The organism is Arthrobacter sp. Y-9, from assembly GCF_029690065.1.
Classification (GTDB): Bacteria; Actinomycetota; Actinomycetes; order Actinomycetales; family Micrococcaceae; genus Arthrobacter_E.
In genome coordinates this window covers 141,438-158,394 of record NZ_CP121463.1, presented here as the reverse complement: position 1 = coordinate 158,394, position 16,957 = coordinate 141,438, and the positions used below count along the sequence as shown (strand labels likewise).

Here is a 16,957-nt window from a genome sequence, read left to right as displayed (position 1 = left end):
CGCCCGAGGGGCCGGCGCCGCCGACACCTCAGTCCGGGTTCGGAACAGGTCCACAATTCATCCGAAGAAGAGAAATCAAAAAGGTCCCAGGAACACTTCTGCGCCGGAATTCCCGGCGCCGCCATTCATCCCGCCGGACAGCGCAGGCAAAGCGTGGCGGTGATTTCCGTGAGGCTCGCCACGCCGGCCTGTCATAGCGCTCGGATTTACGCATCACCCACGCATTTCCGTGCTAAATGTCCTACTCTTATGGGGTGCATCACCTACAACCCACTGTCCGCAACGTTCCGCTGTCCGTCCAGATCGGAACGCAGTTGCGCGAGCAGATCATGAATGGAACCTGGCCCGTCGGGACCAAGGTTCCGGGTGAGCACGACCTGGTCCGGACCTTCGGCACCAGCCGCAACACGGTCCGGGAAGCACTGCGGGCGCTGGTCCACCTCGGACTGCTGGAGTCCCGCCCCGGAGACGGCACGTATGTCCGCTCCACCAGCGAACTCGGGGCCGTCCTCGGCCGCCGCATCTCCGAGGAATCGGTCAACGAAGTGTTCGAGGTGCGCGAAGCCCTCGAAGTCCAGGCGGCCCGCCTCGCCGCGTCCAGGATCACGGAAAGCCAGATCGGGGAACTCCGCGAGCTCCTCCGCGAGCGCTACGCCGGCGAGACGCCCGCCGACCGCCTGCAGGCCGATGTGCGTTTTCACCAGGGCATCGTCGCGGCCTCCGGCAATCCGCTGATCACCGAACTCCATCACGGCCTCGAACCGGCGGTGATTCACGACGAGAGCAATTATTCGGGCCTGAACACCGACGGATTCCTCCTCGAGGAACATCAGGCCATTCTCGACGCGCTCGAACGCCACGATCCGGACGGCGCGGTCGCCGCGACCCTTCAATTGCTCGACGGCGCCAACCGGCCCAGCGCGTCGAAATAACCCGCCCTGAGAGCGCCGCCGGAAGACCCCGACGGCGAAACGCACACTCGCGCACACATTCATTCAATTAAATGTCCAGCTGTCGTACAATTGCCGAGTGCGTTCCGAACACACTCCCCAGCAGACCCGGCCTGTCTCCAACGACTTCGGCAAGAAGCTCGAACACTGGATCGACTCGGGGGTCTGGCCGGAAGGCGGGCTGCTGCCCACGTGGGACGAGCTGGCGCTGATCTTCGGCGCCTCCGACCTCGAACACGCTCATGAGGTGCTGGACGGCCTGCACCGCCGCGGCATCCTCACCACCAGGCCCGCGGACGGACGCCTGGTGATCGGCGTCAAAGGCGGTGCGCAGGACAGCTCGACCCTCGCCGCCACCCAGGGCTCACCGGGGCCGGACGGCGATCGCTGGGAGCTGGTGTCGGAGACCCGCAGGGCGCTCCTGACGCAGGCCGCACGGCTCGCGGCCACCCGCGCCTCCGCCGAGGAGCTGGCCAGGCTGGACGCCCTTCTCGCCGCCGACGTCGAGCCCTCCGGGGCGTCTGGGGAGGATTTCGAGCGGGAGGTGATCGTCGCTTCCGGCAATGCGCTCATGCTGCGCATCTATGACCGGCTCTCCCTCCTGGAAAACATGACCCGGACGGCCGGCGACGAGCCGGTTGTCGACGTCCCGCGGGTCCAGTTCGCGCGGGGGGAGCTCCTGAGAGCGATCGTCGCTCATCAGCCGACGGCGGCCGCCCTGCTGGCCGACCGCATCCCCTGACGCCTCACCCTGCGCAGCGAGGCGTCATTCAGTCCGCTCCGCCGGGCGCCAGGACTTTGGCGCGGACGTGAGCCAGCAGGTGGTCGACAGCGCGGGCACAGGCCTGCACGTCGCGGGAGGCCAGCGCCTCGACCAGGTCCTCGTGCTCAGCCTGAAGGGACTCCTCCGGGGAGATCTCCTTCATGCTGCTGAAGTCGAAGACCCTCCCCTGATCGAGCCCTTCGTACATCTCGACCATGAGCGAATTGCCCGTGGCCGCCACGACCAGACGGTGGAAGCGGATGTCCTCCCGCGCCACGGTCCCCAGATCCGGGGCGCTTCCCCTGGCCTTGAGCGTGGCGCGGAGCTCGGCCAGCTGAGCTTCGGAGATGCGGCGCGCGGCGAGACGGACGGCATACGACTCGAGCGCCTCACGGGCCTCCATCGCATGCAGCGTGAGCTCGTCCTTGACCCGCCCCACCAGGGCGCCGGGCAGCTCACTGACGGCCCTGACGAACGTGCCCTTCCCGGGCAGGGATTCCAGGACGCCGGCGTGCACCAGACAGCGCACGGCTTCACGGACCGCGCTCTGCGGGGCCGAGAGGATGTCCGCGAGCGCCGCGTCATTGGGGATCTTCGACCCCACCGGCCACTCCCCCGCTCTGAGCCGGCGACGCAGCAGATCCACGGGTTCGTCGGGGGTGGTGACGGTGCGGGCCACGGGACGGATCACCTGCGTTCGGGGTCTGAGGTTCGGGGCGGAGTACGGTGCGGAAACCGGTGACTGTGAGTGTACGCCCGGCGACGGCGCCCAGCCCGCTCCCGGATTCGCTTGATAAATGTAGAACAATCCGGACCGGCCCTCTCGCCGGACCGACGACGCCTTGCCCCCGAGCCCAGGAATCCCCCGCGTGAACCCCCTGAACCCGACCCGCACCTCCACTCCCGCCTCAGACGACCGGACCAGGTCCACTCGTCTCCGCCCGCGGGATCTGGTGCTGCTCGGCGCAGCGGCGGCGATCACGGCGGCCGCGTTCCTGCACCTCGTGCTCGCGGGACCCGCCGGAACGTTCTTCGCGATCATCCTCCCGTGGCTCTGGGTTCCGGCGCTGCTGTGCCTGGGCTGCATGCCCTGGGCGCGACGGCGCGCCAGGGCCGTCCTCCTGGTCCCGCTCCTGGCGTGGGGGCTGATGGCCGTCCCTGCCCTGATCCCGCTTCAGTTGTCGTCCGCTCCTCAAACGCAGGGCGGCGCGGATGACGGGCGGATCACCGTGGCGAGCCAGAACGTGCACGCCGGCAGCGGAGCGGACTCCACGGCACGGGCGGCGAGCGCACTCGCGGAACGGGGCGCCGGCGTCGTCGTCCTGGTGGAACTCGACGACGCCGGCCGCAGCGCCGCGCGGGAGGTGCTGGGCGAGCGCTATCCGCACGCGTACACCGTGGGAACGGTGGGCATCTGGAGCCGGTACCCGCTCAGCAACACGCGCGCACTGGGCCTGGGACTGGGCTGGAAGCGGGCCTTGGCGGCGGACGTCGAGGCGCCCGGCGGGACCCTGACCCTGTACGCCGTGCATGCCGCCTCGGTCCGGCCAGGGGAACAGGGTGCCCGGGACGAGATGCTCCGCGACCTCTCGCAGGTGATCGCGAAGGATGACGCGCCGCGGGCCGTGGCGGTGGGCGACTTCAACGCGGTGGCTCAGGACCCCGCCCTGGCCGGGATCCGTTCAGCCTTGTCCGAACCGGCGCAGAGCACCCCGTCCTTCGGGTTCAGCTGGCCGGCCGGGTTCCCGCTGGCCAGGATCGACCACGTCTTCCAGCGCGGGCTCCTGCCCCGGGAGAACACGATGGTGCGGGCCGGCGACAGCGACCATCTCGCTCTCGTCGCGTCCTTCGACGTCCCGCAGTTATCCGGGCTGACGGCGCTCCAGGCAGACCTCCGCACGCGGACGTCAGCGGTCCCGGGGAACCGACCGCACCGGAGCGTCCCGCCCGTCGTGGGTCGTGGCCGGGAGCTCCCAGTGCCGGCTCCCGGGATTCCGGAGGTCCAGGTAGAAGAATCGACGGCCCGGGCCGCTCGCCAGATAGGACCGGGCGGCGTACACGGCGGTGAAGTCCAGGAAAGCGTCCGGCCCGGCCACCCGGAACCCGGATCTCCGCAGGAACTCCTGGAGCCAGGGGTCGGCCTCCGCCTCGATGACCCCGTGGAGGAGTGGAGCCCCGGACAGCCTGTAGTGCCAGACGAGCGCGTCGAACAGGGCCTTGCCGACGCCGCGGCGCCGATGCGCGGGACCCACCGCGACGGCCACCAGCTGCGGGGTGTCCGCGAGACCGCGGAGCATGAGGTCTTCCCGGCGCGAGGGACTTCCGGCCACCGCGTCCTGGATCGAGGCAGTGCTCGGGGCCACCACGCCGCCACCCACCACGATCCCCTCCTGGTCCACCGCCACGAGGGCCGTGGTGGCGAGCAGGAGTGCCGCTGGAGAGGACGGTTCGCCGGCGCCCTTGAGGATGGCCTTGCGGAACGCCTTCATCCCGAGAGCCCGCCGCGGGACCGCGTCCCCCAGCCGAGGGTCCCCCACGCCGTGCTCCATCAGAAATCTCTCGCTCAGGCCCGCCTCGGCCATCACCCGCACCAGCCCTGGGCGGTCCTCCGGCCCGGCCTCGCGGATGGTGACGACACCTTTGCCTGCTGAATTCATCCCCACTCCATCCGTGTCCCCCATGCGCACCGCTGCACACGTCCTCCAGTATCATATGTCCAACATTTACCGAAGCTGAAGACTGGCGCTCCTCTGTGGACAGAAGGGTCAGTCCACCAACCAGAGACAGGTGCTCCATCCTCTTTAGAAATCTAGAGCGAAGGCCGAACTCAAAGGGATCCGTCCACCCACTTGCCAATACTCCGCATCAAACGACAAGCCTTCCCCCGTTCCGCGAATCGCGACCGCGAGTCCGACCAATCCGGATTTCCCCGCCCAGATAGCGGGCCTCAGTCACGAACGTTTCACGCGTCCCCGAGTACACTCGGGATCGGATGGTTCTGACGTCGCTTCGCGGAACCTTGGCTATCGTGTAGAGGGGTTCCGTGAACAATCGCGAGCTGACAATGGACTTTGCTGGATCGCTTGTTCGCCATCTTGGGCTTCAAATGTACGCTGGCGCCGTGCCCGCGATTGCAGAGCTTGTCGCAAACGCGTATGACGCAGACGCATCCGAAGTGCAGATCGACGTACCTCTTGATGCTGCACTCGAAGCGAGCTCCCAGATCGTCATTCGGGATGATGGGCTCGGTATGACATTTGAAGATGTAAATGACAAGTATCTACTCGTCGGACGAGATCGGCGTGCATCGGGCACCGACCGCTCCCCCGGCGGGCGTCTCGTTCTCGGCCGCAAGGGGCTTGGCAAGCTCGCAGGATTCGGAATAGCAAAAGTCGTCACCGTAACAACCGTGAACAACCGCCACCTTACCTCGTTCCGAATGAGTTACGACGATCTGGTGGGAAGCAACACCAACACCTACAGGCCCGTGATACTTGAAGATCGACCACTTCGGGTGAACGAAATTCAACCGCACGGGACCGAGGTGCGGTTAACAGAACTTCAGCTGAAGAATCGAATATCGGCAGCTTCCTTCCGAAGAAGCATGGGCAGGCGCTTCTCAATTCTCGGCCACGAGTTTCGAGTGCTCATCAATGGGGAAATGCTCACATCCGACCAAACCGAGCTCCAGTTCCGCTACCCAGAGGACGGCCTTGAGACCGTGGATCTGCCTGGCGTTGGAACGGTCCAGTGGTGGGTGGGGTTCACAGAGAAGCCGCTAAAGAACGATGACATCCGTGGAGTCTCAGTGCTTTCCCGAGGCAAACTTGTCCAGACTCCATTCTTCTTCGACATGAGCGGCGGCACGCAGAATCAGCTCGGTCTGCAGTACCTAACTGGCGAAGTTTTTGTCGACGGTCTCGATTCATATACAGACGATCTCATCGCCACCGACCGGGCCACTGTGCTGTGGGAGCACCCGATCGCATTGCCCATCCTCGAATGGGGTCAGTCCATGCTGCGCGACTCGCTCCGAAAGTGGGCAAGTGCGCGCGCCCAGAAGCAAAAGGCTCGGCTCAGGACAACCACACCCTACATGGACCGGATTGATAAGTTTCCGGAAAGGCAGCAGAAGGAACTACTCAGGGCGATCCAGACCCTTGCGGACGCTCCTACGATGGAGCCCGAACGATTGGATCAGATTGTCGAAATCCTTCTCAACGCCTACGAGAATGAGCAGTTTTTCGCTCTCCTCAAAGAGCTGAGTGAACTCGCAACGTCTGACCAAAAGTCCATCCTCGACCTGATGGGTGAGTGGGATATTCTTGAAGCTGTTCAGGCGGCCCAGCTCGTGAGAGGTCGCGTCGTAGTGATTCAAACGCTAAGACGACTCATCAAGGATCGCGCCCCGGAAAAGCCGACAATGCAAGATTTGCTTCGAGAACATCCTTGGATCATCGATCCAATGTGGCAAATTCTTCATCATGAGCGGTCTCTCGAGACTGTTCTACGTGAAACTTTCCACTTCACTGAGAGCGAGGGCGATCAGCGAAGGCTCGATTTCCTATGTCTAGGGGACTCTGGTACAGCGATCGTCGTAGAAGTCAAACGACCTGGCGACAAGATCGGACTCAAAGAACTCGGTCAGTTGCGAGGATACGTGAACACGCTTCGAGACCGCAATGACAAGGCGGGAAACTTCACTTCTACTCAAAGATCACAGATCGTTGGGGTCATGATCTACTCCGAGCTCAAAGATGAGCCCGGGATTCAAAACGAGATTCGCGAAATGAAGAATGCTGGTTATCGAATCTCTCCGTGGGATCACCTTTTAGAGGCAGCCGAACGCCTCCACCGTGAGTATCTGGACGTTATTACAGAACGTGCGCCTCAAGACGATCCTCGTATACAAGCGATTCAGAATGATGCTCTGAGAGCGGTCGGAGAGGACTCCTAGTAGCTCTTACGCCGCACCCGCCATAAGAGAGTCGAGTAACCGAGTAGCAATTGCTGCGGCCATCCGAACAGGCACTGCATTACCGATCTGCCGCTCGACGTCACCTCTTGTGCCGACGAACTGATAGGTGGGCGGAAACGTCTGGATCGCGGCAGCTTCGCGAAGCGTAATGGGGCGATGCTCTTCCGGATGCAGGAATGGGCCGCAAGCTGGAGTCGTACACCGTGTCGTCATAGTCGGCGCAGGCTCATCCCAGCGAAGGCGCCCATATGATCCAGAAGCACCGCTCTTATTTTCCCGCGCCAACTTCTTGTGGCAATCGAGCTGAAGCTCCTCTGGAAGATCGAAGCGACTTCCGCCGACAGGAATTGCTTCGACACGCTTTTGAACCCTGTCGGGGAGCATCCGAGGTCGATTCAGGGGGTCATCCGCCATCGCTCCACTTTGGAGACCAAGGAATGCCTCTCTCACGGTAACGGGCGACTCGGGATCGATGGTTGTGAGTGACGCCGGGAGCACTGCGCGACGTCCGCGTAAGGCTAAAATAATGAGGCGCTTCCGCCTCTGGGGTACACCGAATTCGATTGCATTCACATGATACGCCCGCGCGTTATAACCCATACGGCCGAGGGCAGCGAGTAACTCCGTAGATCTCCTGTCGCGCCCAAGCCCTGGCACATTTTCCACAAGAACGGCGCGAGGTCTCAGGGCGCGAACGAATCTGATGGTGTGATTTACAAGGTCATTGCGAGGGTCGTCGCCTTGAATTCGCCCCTCGGCAAGTGATGAAAACCCTTGGCAGGGAGGACACGCCTTCAGGAGCGTCAAATCGCCTGAATCGAGGTCAAGAACTCGCTTCACTTCCGCTGCGCTAACTTTCCGAATGTCTTGTTCCCAGAGGCGGGTTCTTGGGTGGTTTAGTCGGTATGACTGTGCAGCCTTCCCGTCAAACTCGATGGCCGCTAACACGTCGAATCCGGCGTCGAAGAGACCCTGAGTAGCTCCCCCTGCTCCGGCAAACAAATCGATGGCCGTCGGATTCCCGCGGAGCTCTGATGACGAAAGCTCACCACGGCAGAGGGGCAATGGCAGAGCTAAGAGGCCCTGATGCAAGTCTTCTCGCACTCAATACCTACTCTCACTGCACCGGCGGCGTGCCACCCCTCGATCCAGGACTGACAGTGAGTCAGTGTCTGTAGTAGACGGGAGACTCACGCACACCATCTTACGTGGCGGTAGCGATCTTCAAGTCCGCATCTTCATGGATGTGTCGGCTCGAGAACCGTCGACATGAACCGGCACGGCGCGAGTCACCCTCTTGGCGGCCCTGGCGTGACGAAAGGTCGACCTGACAACGAAGCAGGCGACATCGCAGGCAACGCATCGCCACAATCCAATGTGCTTTGCATACCTAGATAGCGCGCCGTGCCTTGTAACCGATGTGCGATCTTCGGCGAAGGAGGTCTAGACAAGATCACCTGTCGCTCCGGATCCACGGGAGGCCGCTCATCGCCAGTCGCCTCGCCAGGGCGACGCGGCTCGCGCCAAACACTGGGTCTGTTGTGGGCCCTGAGGGGATCGAACCCTCGACCTATGGATTAAAAGTCCACTGCTCTACCAACTGAGCTAAAGGCCCAACCGTCCCTAGGGACGTCACTACTCTACCGTAGGCGCGCAAGGGGTTCCGGCATGCGTCCCCGCACCCCAGGCGGCGTTCCGCGCGGGGCCCGCGGCCGCCGTCGTGCGGCTCCGCGCCACTCTGGCATGGCTCCCGCACCAGGCGTAGCGTAAGGGCATGAGCGAGAACCCGGGAGCAGCCCCACGGCATCACAAGCCAAAGCCCTTCGCACCCGCCGACTTCGAACCGTTCGCGGGAGGCGCCGACCCCGCACGCGTCTCCGAAGCGGCTCACCTCGCGGCACACGCCCTGGTGAAACACGGCCGCGCCGCGGACGACCCGGACGTGACGAAACGCCTGGTCAAGCTCGCCGACCGGCAGGGCATCGAAGTGATCGCCGAACTCTGGGCCGAGAGCCCCGCACACTCCCTCCCCGGCGCCCTCTGGCGGCTCTACGCGCTGCGCGCCGCCGTCGTGAAGGATCCCGACCGGATGGCCCTGTACTTCAACGCCGGCAAGGAGGGCGCGCAGGTCTCCCACGTGGTGGCGGGAGCGGCCGAGCCCCCGGGCGCGGACGAGATCCGCCACATGTCCGACGCCATCCTCTCCGGAGCGTTCGACGGCGAGTTCGACGTGGCGCTGGAGCGCTTCGCCGCGTTCTGCCGGGTGATCGCCCTGGGCCAGGCGCGCTTGGCCGACGCGGCCGAACTGGGCAACGAGGCGAACGCCACCCGGCTCACCCGCGACTCCCACCGCCTGGTCCGCACGGCCGATGACCTCGAATTCGCCGCCGCCGCATGGCGCAACGGCCACTTGGACTGACCGCGCACTGAATCACTCATTCCGGAACCTGTCAATGTTGACTCCGGGCCACGGAAGTAGAAAACTGAACTTGGTGTCGGGCCGCGAAACCCCCGGGCTTCAACAATTCGCCGCTTCGAGCGGCCTACCGCCGAGAGGCGTATCCGGTCCGACACCATTCTCACGCTGAGGTCCGTGCCTCAAGATCTTTACGCCAGCCAAGGACACCGGTACGACGTGAAACTCAGCCTCTTCCCTCAGGAGACTGCAGGCCTCAAGCTCCTCACCCAGCTGGCCCGCCAATTGGTGCTCGGCACCGGCACCCTCTCCGAGCTCCTGGGAGCCCCCGCCGCGGATTTCGATCGTCTGGTCGAAGAGATGCATCAGCACGAGGGCGAGTCCATGAACCTGCATTACGCGCTCCTGACCCATATGCGCACCAGCTTCATCAACACGCTGCCGCGGGAAGACATGTTCAACCTGTCGCGCTATCTCAATGACGCCATGGAGAAGCTGGACGGCGCCGCCGAGCTGATCGGTCTCTACAAGCTCGAACGCCTTCCCACCCGGGCCGCGGATCAGCTGGAGATCATCACCCGGCAGGCGGAGCTGACCGTGGAGGCGATGCGGCGGCTCGACGATCTGGATGAGCTCGAGGACTACTGGATCGAAGTGCTCCGGCTGGCCAAGCGTGCCGAACGCAGCCACCGCGTCTGGGTGGCGGACATGCTCCGCGACATGAAGTTCGCCCAGTACACCCGGCACCGGGACGTCGCCAATCAGCTGGTGGAGGTCACCAAGGACATGCGCCGCGTCGCCACCTCCGTCGGGGCGATCATCGTCAAGGAATCATGAGTGATCGCCTTCTTCCTGGTCCTCACGGTCCTGCTGACGGTCACCTTCACCTTTCTCAACGGCTTCCGTGACGTCTCCTCCGCGATCGCGTTCGCGGTCCGCTCCCGCGCGCTGACCGCCAGCGTCGCCGTGGTGCTCGCGGCCTTCTTCAACCTGCTCGGCGTCGTCCTGGCGTTTCCGCTGGCCCTGGAGATCGGCAGGAACTGGCTGCAGCTCCCGGAAGGGCTGAACGGACTCAGCCTGCTCGTCTCAGGTCTATCCGCCGGCATCATCTGGAACATCTTCACGTGGTGGAAGGGCATCCCGTCCTCGTCGACGCATGCCCTGCTCAGCGGCTTGTTCGGGGCGGGCGCCGCCGCCATCCTCAAGGGCGGGGCGGAGATCCCGGAAGCGTCCGCCACCCTGTGGAACTCGGTGGCACTGCCCCTGCTCCTCTCCCCCGCGCTGGCCTTCGTGCTGTCCTATGTGCTGGTCTGGCCGACCACCTGGGTGGCCCGGAATCAGCCGCCCAACGTGGTGAACCGCCGGCTCCGCCGGGCCCAGGCGATCACGGCGGGCGCGGTGGCATTCGGGCACGGGTTGCAGGACGGTCAGCGCACCTTCCTGGTCCTGCTCATGGCGTTCTTCGTGGCAGGTTACGACGACGGTCAGCCGCTCGCCTTCATGATGGTGGCGCTCGTGGCCGCGGCCATGACGGCCGGCACGCTGTTCGGCGGCTGGCGCATCTCCTACACCCTGGGGCACCGGATGATCCGGGTAGACCCGCTCCGGGGCTTCGTCACCCAGGCGGTCGGGTTCGCGCTCCAGTTCGCCGGGGCCATCGCCCTCAGCTGGCCCATCTCCACCACGCACACGATGGCGGCGGGCATGTGGGGAGCGGGCACGAACCAGCGCTTCTCCCAGGCCAACCGACCGCTGATCCTGAAGATCCTCGGGTACTGGGTGATCACCCCCGTGGCCACGGCGGCCCTGGCGTTCGTGTTCCAGATGGCGCTCTCCGCGCTGGCCTGAGCCCCGTCGCGAAACAGTGACTTTCCGCTGAAACAGTGTGCACAACACACTGTTTCAGCGGAAAGTCACTGTCTCAGCGGTCAGGCGGGTCGGCGCCGCCTCACTTCCAGACGTACCGCCGCTCTGGCCGTCCGACACCCCCATACCGCAGGCTCACCACCGCGCGTCCCTCCTCGGCGAGGTACTCCAGGTACCGGCGAGCGCTCACCCGGGACGTGCCGAGGACCGCGGCCGCCTCCGTGGCGGAGACGTCGCCGTCGCGGTCCTTGAGGAGAGCCTCCACCATGCGCAGCGTCTCGACGCTGCACCCCTTGGGCAGGGGCCGTTCGCGGTGCGCGACGCCGAAGACGCGGTCCACATCGGCCTGGTCCGCCACGCTGCCGGACTCGGCGAGAGGGCGGTAACTCTGCTGGTAGTGCACCAGCCGCTCCGCCAGGTCCTGAGCCGTGAACGGCTTCATGAGGTAGTGCACGATCCCGCCCCGCAGGGCCTTGCGCACCGTCTCCATCTCCCGGGCCGCGCTGATGACCAGGACGTCGAGCTCGGGCTGGAGGGTCCGCATCTCCTGGAGCAGTTCGAGCCCGCTCCGGTCGGGCAGGTGGATGTCCAGGAGCACCAGATCCGGCCGGGTCCGCTCCACCTCCTGCAGAGCCTGCGACGCAGTGTGGGCCACCCCCACCACGCCGAACCCGGGAACCTGACGGACGAACCCCGCATGAACCTTGGCCACCATGAAGTCATCGTCGACGATCAGGACCTTGATCATGCCTGCGCCCTTTCCCTCTCCGGCGGGCCGTCCCCCGCCTCCACGCCCCGGCCGAGCACCGCCGTGAACACCGCTCCGCCGTCGTTGAGGACCTCCACGTCCCCGCCGCGGCGCCGGCACACCAGCTGGGTGATCGCCAGGCCGAAGCCGTGGCCGCCCTCGCCCAGCGCGTCCTTCGTGGTGTACCCCTGACGGAACACCTCGCGGATCTTGTCCCCGGCCACGCCCGGTCCAGTATCCCGCACCCGCACGCCGACGTGGCCGCCGTCGTCGCTGATCAGCAGGGTCACGCGGGCGTCGGGGCGGCCGGTGACGGCGTCCAGCGCGTTGTCCACCAGATTCCCGACGACGGTGCACAGGTCCCGCGACAGCCCCTCGCCGACGCGGCCCAGCCGGGAGTCCGGGTCGAGATCCAGGGGCACGGCCCGCTCGGCCGCGAGGCTGGCTTTCGCGATGACCAGCGCGGCGACCGCGGGGTCCTGGAGGCGTTCGGTGACCTCGTCATAGAGCCGGGTCCTGCTCAGCCGGACGCCGTCCACGAAGCGGAGCACGTCGTCGTACTCGCCCAGCTGGATGAGGCCGGAGATGGTGTGCAACTGGTTCGCGAACTCGTGGGTCTGGGCGCGGAGCGTGTCCGTGGCGCTGCGCGTCGCGCCGAGCTCCTGCTCCAGGGCGGCGAGCTCGGTCCGGTCCCGGAGCGTGGTGACGGAGCCGATCTCCCGGCCGCGGTTCACCACCGGACGCCGGTTGAGGCTCACGAGGCGCTCTCCCGCCAGGACGATCCGGTCCTCCACGGCGTCGTCCCCCGCGAGGACCTCCCTGAGCCGCGGATCCACCCCGAGCTCCTCCAGGCTGTGGCCCTCGGCGGAGCGGGGCAGTCCGAGCATGGCGCGGGCGCTCTCGTTGAGGAGCGTGATGCGCTGCTTCTGGTCGAGGGCCAGCACACCCTCCTTCACTCCGTGCAGGATGGCCTCGCGGTGCTCCACGAGGCCCACGATCTCCTCGGGTTCCAGACCCAGCGTCTGCTTCTTGACCCTCCGCGAGAGCAGGACCGAGCCGGCCGCCCCCAGCGCGAGGGAGACGCCCAGGTACGTGACCAGATCCGGGAGGGCATCGCCCAGCCGGTCCAGCACGGAGGGGTACTCCCGGCCGACGGCCACGAATCCGACGAGTTCGCCGCCGTCGCTCAGCACGGGCACATGCGCCACGAGCGCGCGGTGACCGGAGACGTCGGCCGATCCTGTCCACGCCCGGCCTTCCAGGACATGGCTCTGCCCCAGATCCAGCCGCGATCCCAGCAGCGACGGATCGGGCGTCGTGAGGATGACGCGGTCCGGACGCACGAGCAGCACGAAGTTCGAGCCGGAGACGGTCCGCGCGGACTCCGCGACGGCCGGGAGGGCGGCCCCGTGGCCGGGCTGGGCGGTCGGGAGGAGTGTGCGCACGGCGGGCATGGCCGCCACGGACTCGGCCGCGGACAGGGCCCGACGGCCCTCCACCCGTTCGAAGGTATCCTCCGACTGCGCGAGGGACACCGCGATCACGCCCACCAGGACGGCCAGCACGATCAGCAGCTGCAGCACCAGGTACTGGGCGGCCAGGGACATCCTGGCCCGTCGAGGCCACCAGCGCGTCATGGGGCACTCACGGGACGGGTCCTTGTCCTTTCTTCGCGGGGACGGACGTCCCCGCGTCCATCATGACAGCCTGGAGGGGTATGTGACCGAGAACACAATGAACACAACGATCTTTGAGAACTCAAGGGTGACCCACCTCACATCCCCGCATAGCGTGAGGGACGTTCTTTCCGGAACCCCCTCATGACAGCGACGTCATGCGAACAAAGGAAGTACCAATGCGTTCACTCAAAGCCGTCCGCCTCGCCGCCGCCGCGCTGGGCCTGATCCTGGCCGCCACCGGCTGCGGCGTCACCGGCTCCGGCGGTTCGAACCCCCAGGGTTCTGCGTCGGGCGCCTCCAGCGAGCCCCTCAAGGGCCTGCGCATCATGGTCCCCAACAGCCCCGGCGGCGGGTACGACACCACGGCCCGCACCGCTGCGAAGGTCATGGGCGAGACCAAGACCGCCACCAATGTGGAGGTCTTCAATCTGGCCGGTGCCGGCGGCACCGTGGGCCTGGCCCGCCTGGTCAACGAAAAGGGCAACAAGGACCTCACCATGCTCATGGGCCTGGGAGTGGTGGGCGCCAGCTACACCAACAAGTCCCCGGCCAAGCTCACCGAGACCGTGCCGCTCGCCCGTCTGATCCAGGAGCCCGGCGCCATCATGGTGCCCAAGAGCTCCCCCTACAAGACCATCAAGGACCTGGTGGACGCCTGGAAGGCCGACCCCTCCAAGCTCGCCGTCGGCGGCGGCTCCAACCCCGGCGGACCGGACCACCTCCTGCCGATGCAGCTGGCGCAGGCCGTGGGCATCGAGCCCAAGAAGGTCAACTTCGTCTCCTTCGACGGCGGCGGCGACCTCCTGCCCGCCATCCTCGGCAACAAGATCGGCTTCGCCGCCTCCGGCGCCGGCGAGTACATCGACCAGATCAAGTCGGGCGAGATCCGCGTCCTCGCGGTGAGCGGCGCCCAGCGGCTGGACGGCGTGGACGCCCCCACCTTCAAGGAATCCGGGATCGACCTCGAATTCACCAACTGGCGCGGCATCGTGGCCCCTCCCGGCATCTCCGACGCCGACCGTGACAAGGTGATCGCCACCCTCAAGAAGATGCACGACACGGACGAGTGGAAGGCCGCGCTCAAGACCCACGGCTGGACCGACGCGTTCATCACGGGCGACGAGTTCGGCGCCTACCTGAAGGACCAGGATCAGCGGGTCGCCGACGTCCTGAAGAAGCTGGGCCTGGCGTGAGCCATAGCGCCGCAGACGCCGGGGGTCACGCGGACCCCGGAGGCCTCGGCGCCGGGCACGACGACGGCGGCGAGCGCGCCACTGTCGGCGCGCCCGGCGGCCGGAGCCGCGCCGAGCTGGGCATCGCCGCCCTGCTCGGCGTGGCCGGCGTCGTCGTGCTCTGGGACGCCTCTCGCATCACGGTGCCCTACTCCGTCTCCGACGTGGTGGGACCGAAGACCATGCCGGTGATCATCGGATCGCTGCTCGTGGTCAGCGCCGTGCTCCTGGCCGTCAACGTCCTGCGGGGCGGCAGCGGCCAGGCCGAGGAGGGCGAGGACGTCGACCTCAGCCATCCCACCGACTGGAAGACCGTGCTGCCGCTGATCGGCTTCTTCGTCCTGAACATCGTGCTGATCGACCCCCTCGGCTGGGTGCTCTCCGGGACCATCATGTTCTGGGGCAGCGTCTGGTCCCTCGGCAGCCGCCACTACGTGCGGGACGGACTGGTCTCGCTGGTCCTGGCCGTCGGCACCTTCTACGGTTTCTACCTCGGCCTGGGCATCCACCTGCCGGCCGGGATCCTGGCGGGAATTCTCTGACATGGACATCCTCAACAACCTCATGCAGGGCTTCGCCACCGCCGCGACGCCCACCAATCTGCTCTTCGCCTGCATCGGCGTCCTCCTGGGCACCGCCGTGGGCGTGCTGCCGGGCATCGGTCCGGCCATGGCCCTGGCGCTCCTGCTGCCGGTGACCACCAATCTCGAACCGACCGGCGCTCTCATCATGTTCGCGGGCATCTACTACGGCGGCATGTACGGCGGGTCCACGACCTCGATCCTGCTCAACACCCCGGGCGAATCCTCCACCGTCGTCACGGCCATCGAAGGCCACAAGATGGCGAAAGCGGGCCGCGCGGCACAGGCCCTCGCGACGGCGGCGATCGGCTCCTTCGTGGCCGGCACCATCGGCACGGCACTCCTGGCCGCGTTCGCGCCCGCCGTCGTGCAGTTCGCGGTGAGCCTCGGCCCGTCCAGTTACCTGGCGATCATGATCCTGGGCCTTCTGACCGTCACCGCGGTGCTGGGGTCCTCGAAGATCCGCGGCTTCGCCTCCCTGGGCCTCGGCCTGGCGATCGGCCTGATCGGGCTCGACCCGGTGAGCGGACAGCAGCGTCTGGTGTTCGGCATCCCGCTGCTGACGGACGGCCTGGACATCGTGGTGGTGGCGGTCGCCATCTTCGCGGTGGGCGAGGCCCTCTGGATCGCCGCCCACCTGCGCCGCAAGCGGATGGACACCATTCCGGTGGGCCAGCCGTGGATGGGCAAGGAGGACTGGAAGCGGTCCTGGAAGCCGTGGCTGCGGGGCACCGCGCTGGGCTTCCCGTTCGGCGCCATGCCGGCCGGCGGCGCCGAGATCCCGACCTTCCTCTCCTACGTCACGGAGAAGAAGCTGTCCAAGCATCCGGAGGAGTTCGGGCACGGCGCCATCGAGGGTGTCGCGGGTCCGGAGGCGGCCAACAACGCTTCCGCGGCGGGCACGCTGACGCCGGCTCTGGCGCTCGGTCTGCCGACCAACGCGACGGCGGCCATCATGCTCGCGGCCCTGACCCAGTTCAACATCCAGCCGGGTCCGCTGCTCTTCCAGAAGGAGCCGGATCTGGTGTGGGGCCTGATTGCGAGCCTCTTCATCGGGAACACGCTGCTGCTGGTCATCAACCTGCCGATGGCGCCCCTCTGGGCGAAGCTGCTGCAGATCCCGCGCCCGTACCTGTACGCCGGCATCCTGTTCTTCGCCTCGCTCGGGGCCTACGCGGTGAATCTGCAGGCGTTCGACCTGGTGATCCTCCTGGTGCTGGGCGCCCTCGGCTTCGCGATGCGGCGCTTCGGCCTTCCGGTGCTGCCGCTGATCATCGGCCTGATCCTCGGGCCGCGGATCGAGGGGCAGCTCCGCAAGGCGCTCCAGCTGAGCGGCGGCGACCTCTCGGGCCTGTTCAACGAGCCGGTGGGCGTGACGGTGTACGTGATCGTCGCACTGATCGCCCTGTCCCCGCTCCTGATCGCGGCGTGGAAGCGGACCCGCGCCCCGAAGGCGGACGCGCTGGCCTGAGCTCCCGGCCCCGCCCCTGAGGCCGGGGCTGGGCCTCCGCCGGGTCTGGGTCCGGGTCCGACGTCGGGCCAGCCCCCGCTGAGACCGTGAGTTTCCGTCGAAACCGTGTGTTAAACACGCGGTTTCGACGGAAACTCACGGTTTCGGCGTTCACGGGCCCGCCCAGGTCACCGGGGCACCCGGGCCGGCACGCCGCCGTCGCGGTCCGGACATCCGGCCGGAAACCGCTCCGTCACACTCTTGACCACGCGGGAGCGCCACCCTAGGGTTCTG

Annotated in this window: 13 protein-coding genes and 1 tRNA gene; 10 read left to right on the top strand and 4 right to left on the bottom strand. The window is 66.4% G+C overall.

Annotation, left to right across the window (positions count from 1 at the left end; genetic code table 11):
- The first annotated feature begins 254 nt into the window (after positions 1-254).
- Positions 255-932, top strand: coding sequence for a FadR/GntR family transcriptional regulator (locus tag P9849_RS00730; protein WP_278267839.1), 678 nt, complete (start codon positions 255-257; stop codon positions 930-932).
- Between the two features lie 97 nt (positions 933-1,029).
- Positions 1,030-1,692 carry an FCD domain-containing protein gene (locus P9849_RS00725; protein WP_278267838.1) on the top strand — a complete coding sequence of 221 codons (663 nt, stop codon included), beginning with the start codon at positions 1,030-1,032 and terminating at the stop codon, positions 1,690-1,692.
- A 28-nt stretch (positions 1,693-1,720) separates the two neighbouring features.
- On the opposite strand, the gene P9849_RS00720 is transcribed toward P9849_RS00725, so the two are convergent.
- Positions 1,721-2,392, bottom strand: a complete 672-nt coding sequence (locus P9849_RS00720; protein WP_278267837.1) for an FCD domain-containing protein — start codon at positions 2,390-2,392, stop codon at positions 1,721-1,723.
- A gap of 190 nt (positions 2,393-2,582) precedes the next feature.
- Between P9849_RS00720 and P9849_RS00715 the strand changes: the two genes are divergently transcribed.
- Both P9849_RS00715 and P9849_RS00710 read left to right on the top strand, forming a co-directional pair.
- On the top strand, positions 2,583-4,364 hold the full coding sequence (locus P9849_RS00715) for an endonuclease/exonuclease/phosphatase family protein (protein ID WP_278267836.1): 1,782 nt from the start codon (positions 2,583-2,585) through the stop codon (positions 4,362-4,364).
- Positions 4,365-4,756: 392 nt separating this feature from the next.
- Positions 4,757-6,670: an ATP-binding protein gene (locus P9849_RS00710; RefSeq protein WP_278267835.1), complete on the top strand. Its 1,914-nt coding sequence runs from the start codon at positions 4,757-4,759 to the stop codon at positions 6,668-6,670.
- Positions 6,671-8,233: 1,563 nt separating this feature from the next.
- Here P9849_RS00710 and P9849_RS00705 read toward each other — a convergent pair.
- A tRNA-Lys gene (locus P9849_RS00705) sits at positions 8,234-8,306 on the bottom strand.
- A 159-nt stretch (positions 8,307-8,465) separates the two neighbouring features.
- On the opposite strand from P9849_RS00705, the gene P9849_RS00700 reads away from it, so the two are divergent.
- From P9849_RS00700 to P9849_RS00690, 3 genes are all read left to right on the top strand, one after another.
- Positions 8,466-9,110 (top strand): hypothetical protein, encoded by a 645-nt coding sequence (locus tag P9849_RS00700; RefSeq protein WP_107003863.1) that lies wholly within the window; start codon positions 8,466-8,468, stop codon positions 9,108-9,110.
- A gap of 216 nt (positions 9,111-9,326) precedes the next feature.
- Entirely contained in the window at positions 9,327-9,944 is a 618-nt protein-coding gene (locus tag P9849_RS00695; RefSeq protein WP_066213231.1) for a nuclease PIN, read from the top strand.
- On the top strand, positions 9,945-10,955 hold the full coding sequence (locus P9849_RS00690; RefSeq protein WP_278267834.1) for an inorganic phosphate transporter: 1,011 nt from the start codon (positions 9,945-9,947) through the stop codon (positions 10,953-10,955).
- Positions 10,956-11,055: 100 nt separating this feature from the next.
- Here the strand turns inward: P9849_RS00690 and P9849_RS00685 are convergent, their stop codons facing one another.
- Together P9849_RS00685 and P9849_RS00680 are read right to left on the bottom strand one after the other, a co-directional pair.
- Positions 11,056-11,721: a response regulator gene (locus tag P9849_RS00685; RefSeq protein ID WP_278267833.1), complete on the bottom strand. Its 666-nt coding sequence runs from the start codon at positions 11,719-11,721 to the stop codon at positions 11,056-11,058.
- Positions 11,718-13,328: a sensor histidine kinase gene (locus P9849_RS00680; protein WP_278267832.1), complete on the bottom strand. Its 1,611-nt coding sequence runs from the start codon at positions 13,326-13,328 to the stop codon at positions 11,718-11,720. Before P9849_RS00680 ends, P9849_RS00685 begins: the two co-directional genes overlap by 4 nt.
- 248 nt (positions 13,329-13,576) lie before the next feature.
- Here P9849_RS00680 and P9849_RS00675 point away from each other — a divergent pair, with 248 nt between their 5' ends.
- The 3 genes from P9849_RS00675 (at position 13,577) to P9849_RS00665 (ending at position 16,684) form a co-directional block, all read left to right on the top strand.
- Positions 13,577-14,593, top strand: coding sequence for a tripartite tricarboxylate transporter substrate-binding protein (locus P9849_RS00675; RefSeq protein ID WP_278267830.1), 1,017 nt, complete (start codon positions 13,577-13,579; stop codon positions 14,591-14,593).
- Positions 14,594-14,709: 116 nt separating this feature from the next.
- The gene (locus tag P9849_RS00670; protein WP_243874921.1) at positions 14,710-15,174 is read left to right on the top strand and encodes a tripartite tricarboxylate transporter TctB family protein; all 465 of its coding nucleotides are present in this window, start codon (positions 14,710-14,712) and stop codon (positions 15,172-15,174) included.
- Between the two features lies 1 nt (position 15,175).
- Positions 15,176-16,684 (top strand): tripartite tricarboxylate transporter permease, encoded by a 1,509-nt coding sequence (locus P9849_RS00665; protein ID WP_278267829.1) that lies wholly within the window; start codon positions 15,176-15,178, stop codon positions 16,682-16,684.
- Positions 16,685-16,957: the final 273 nt, after the last annotated feature.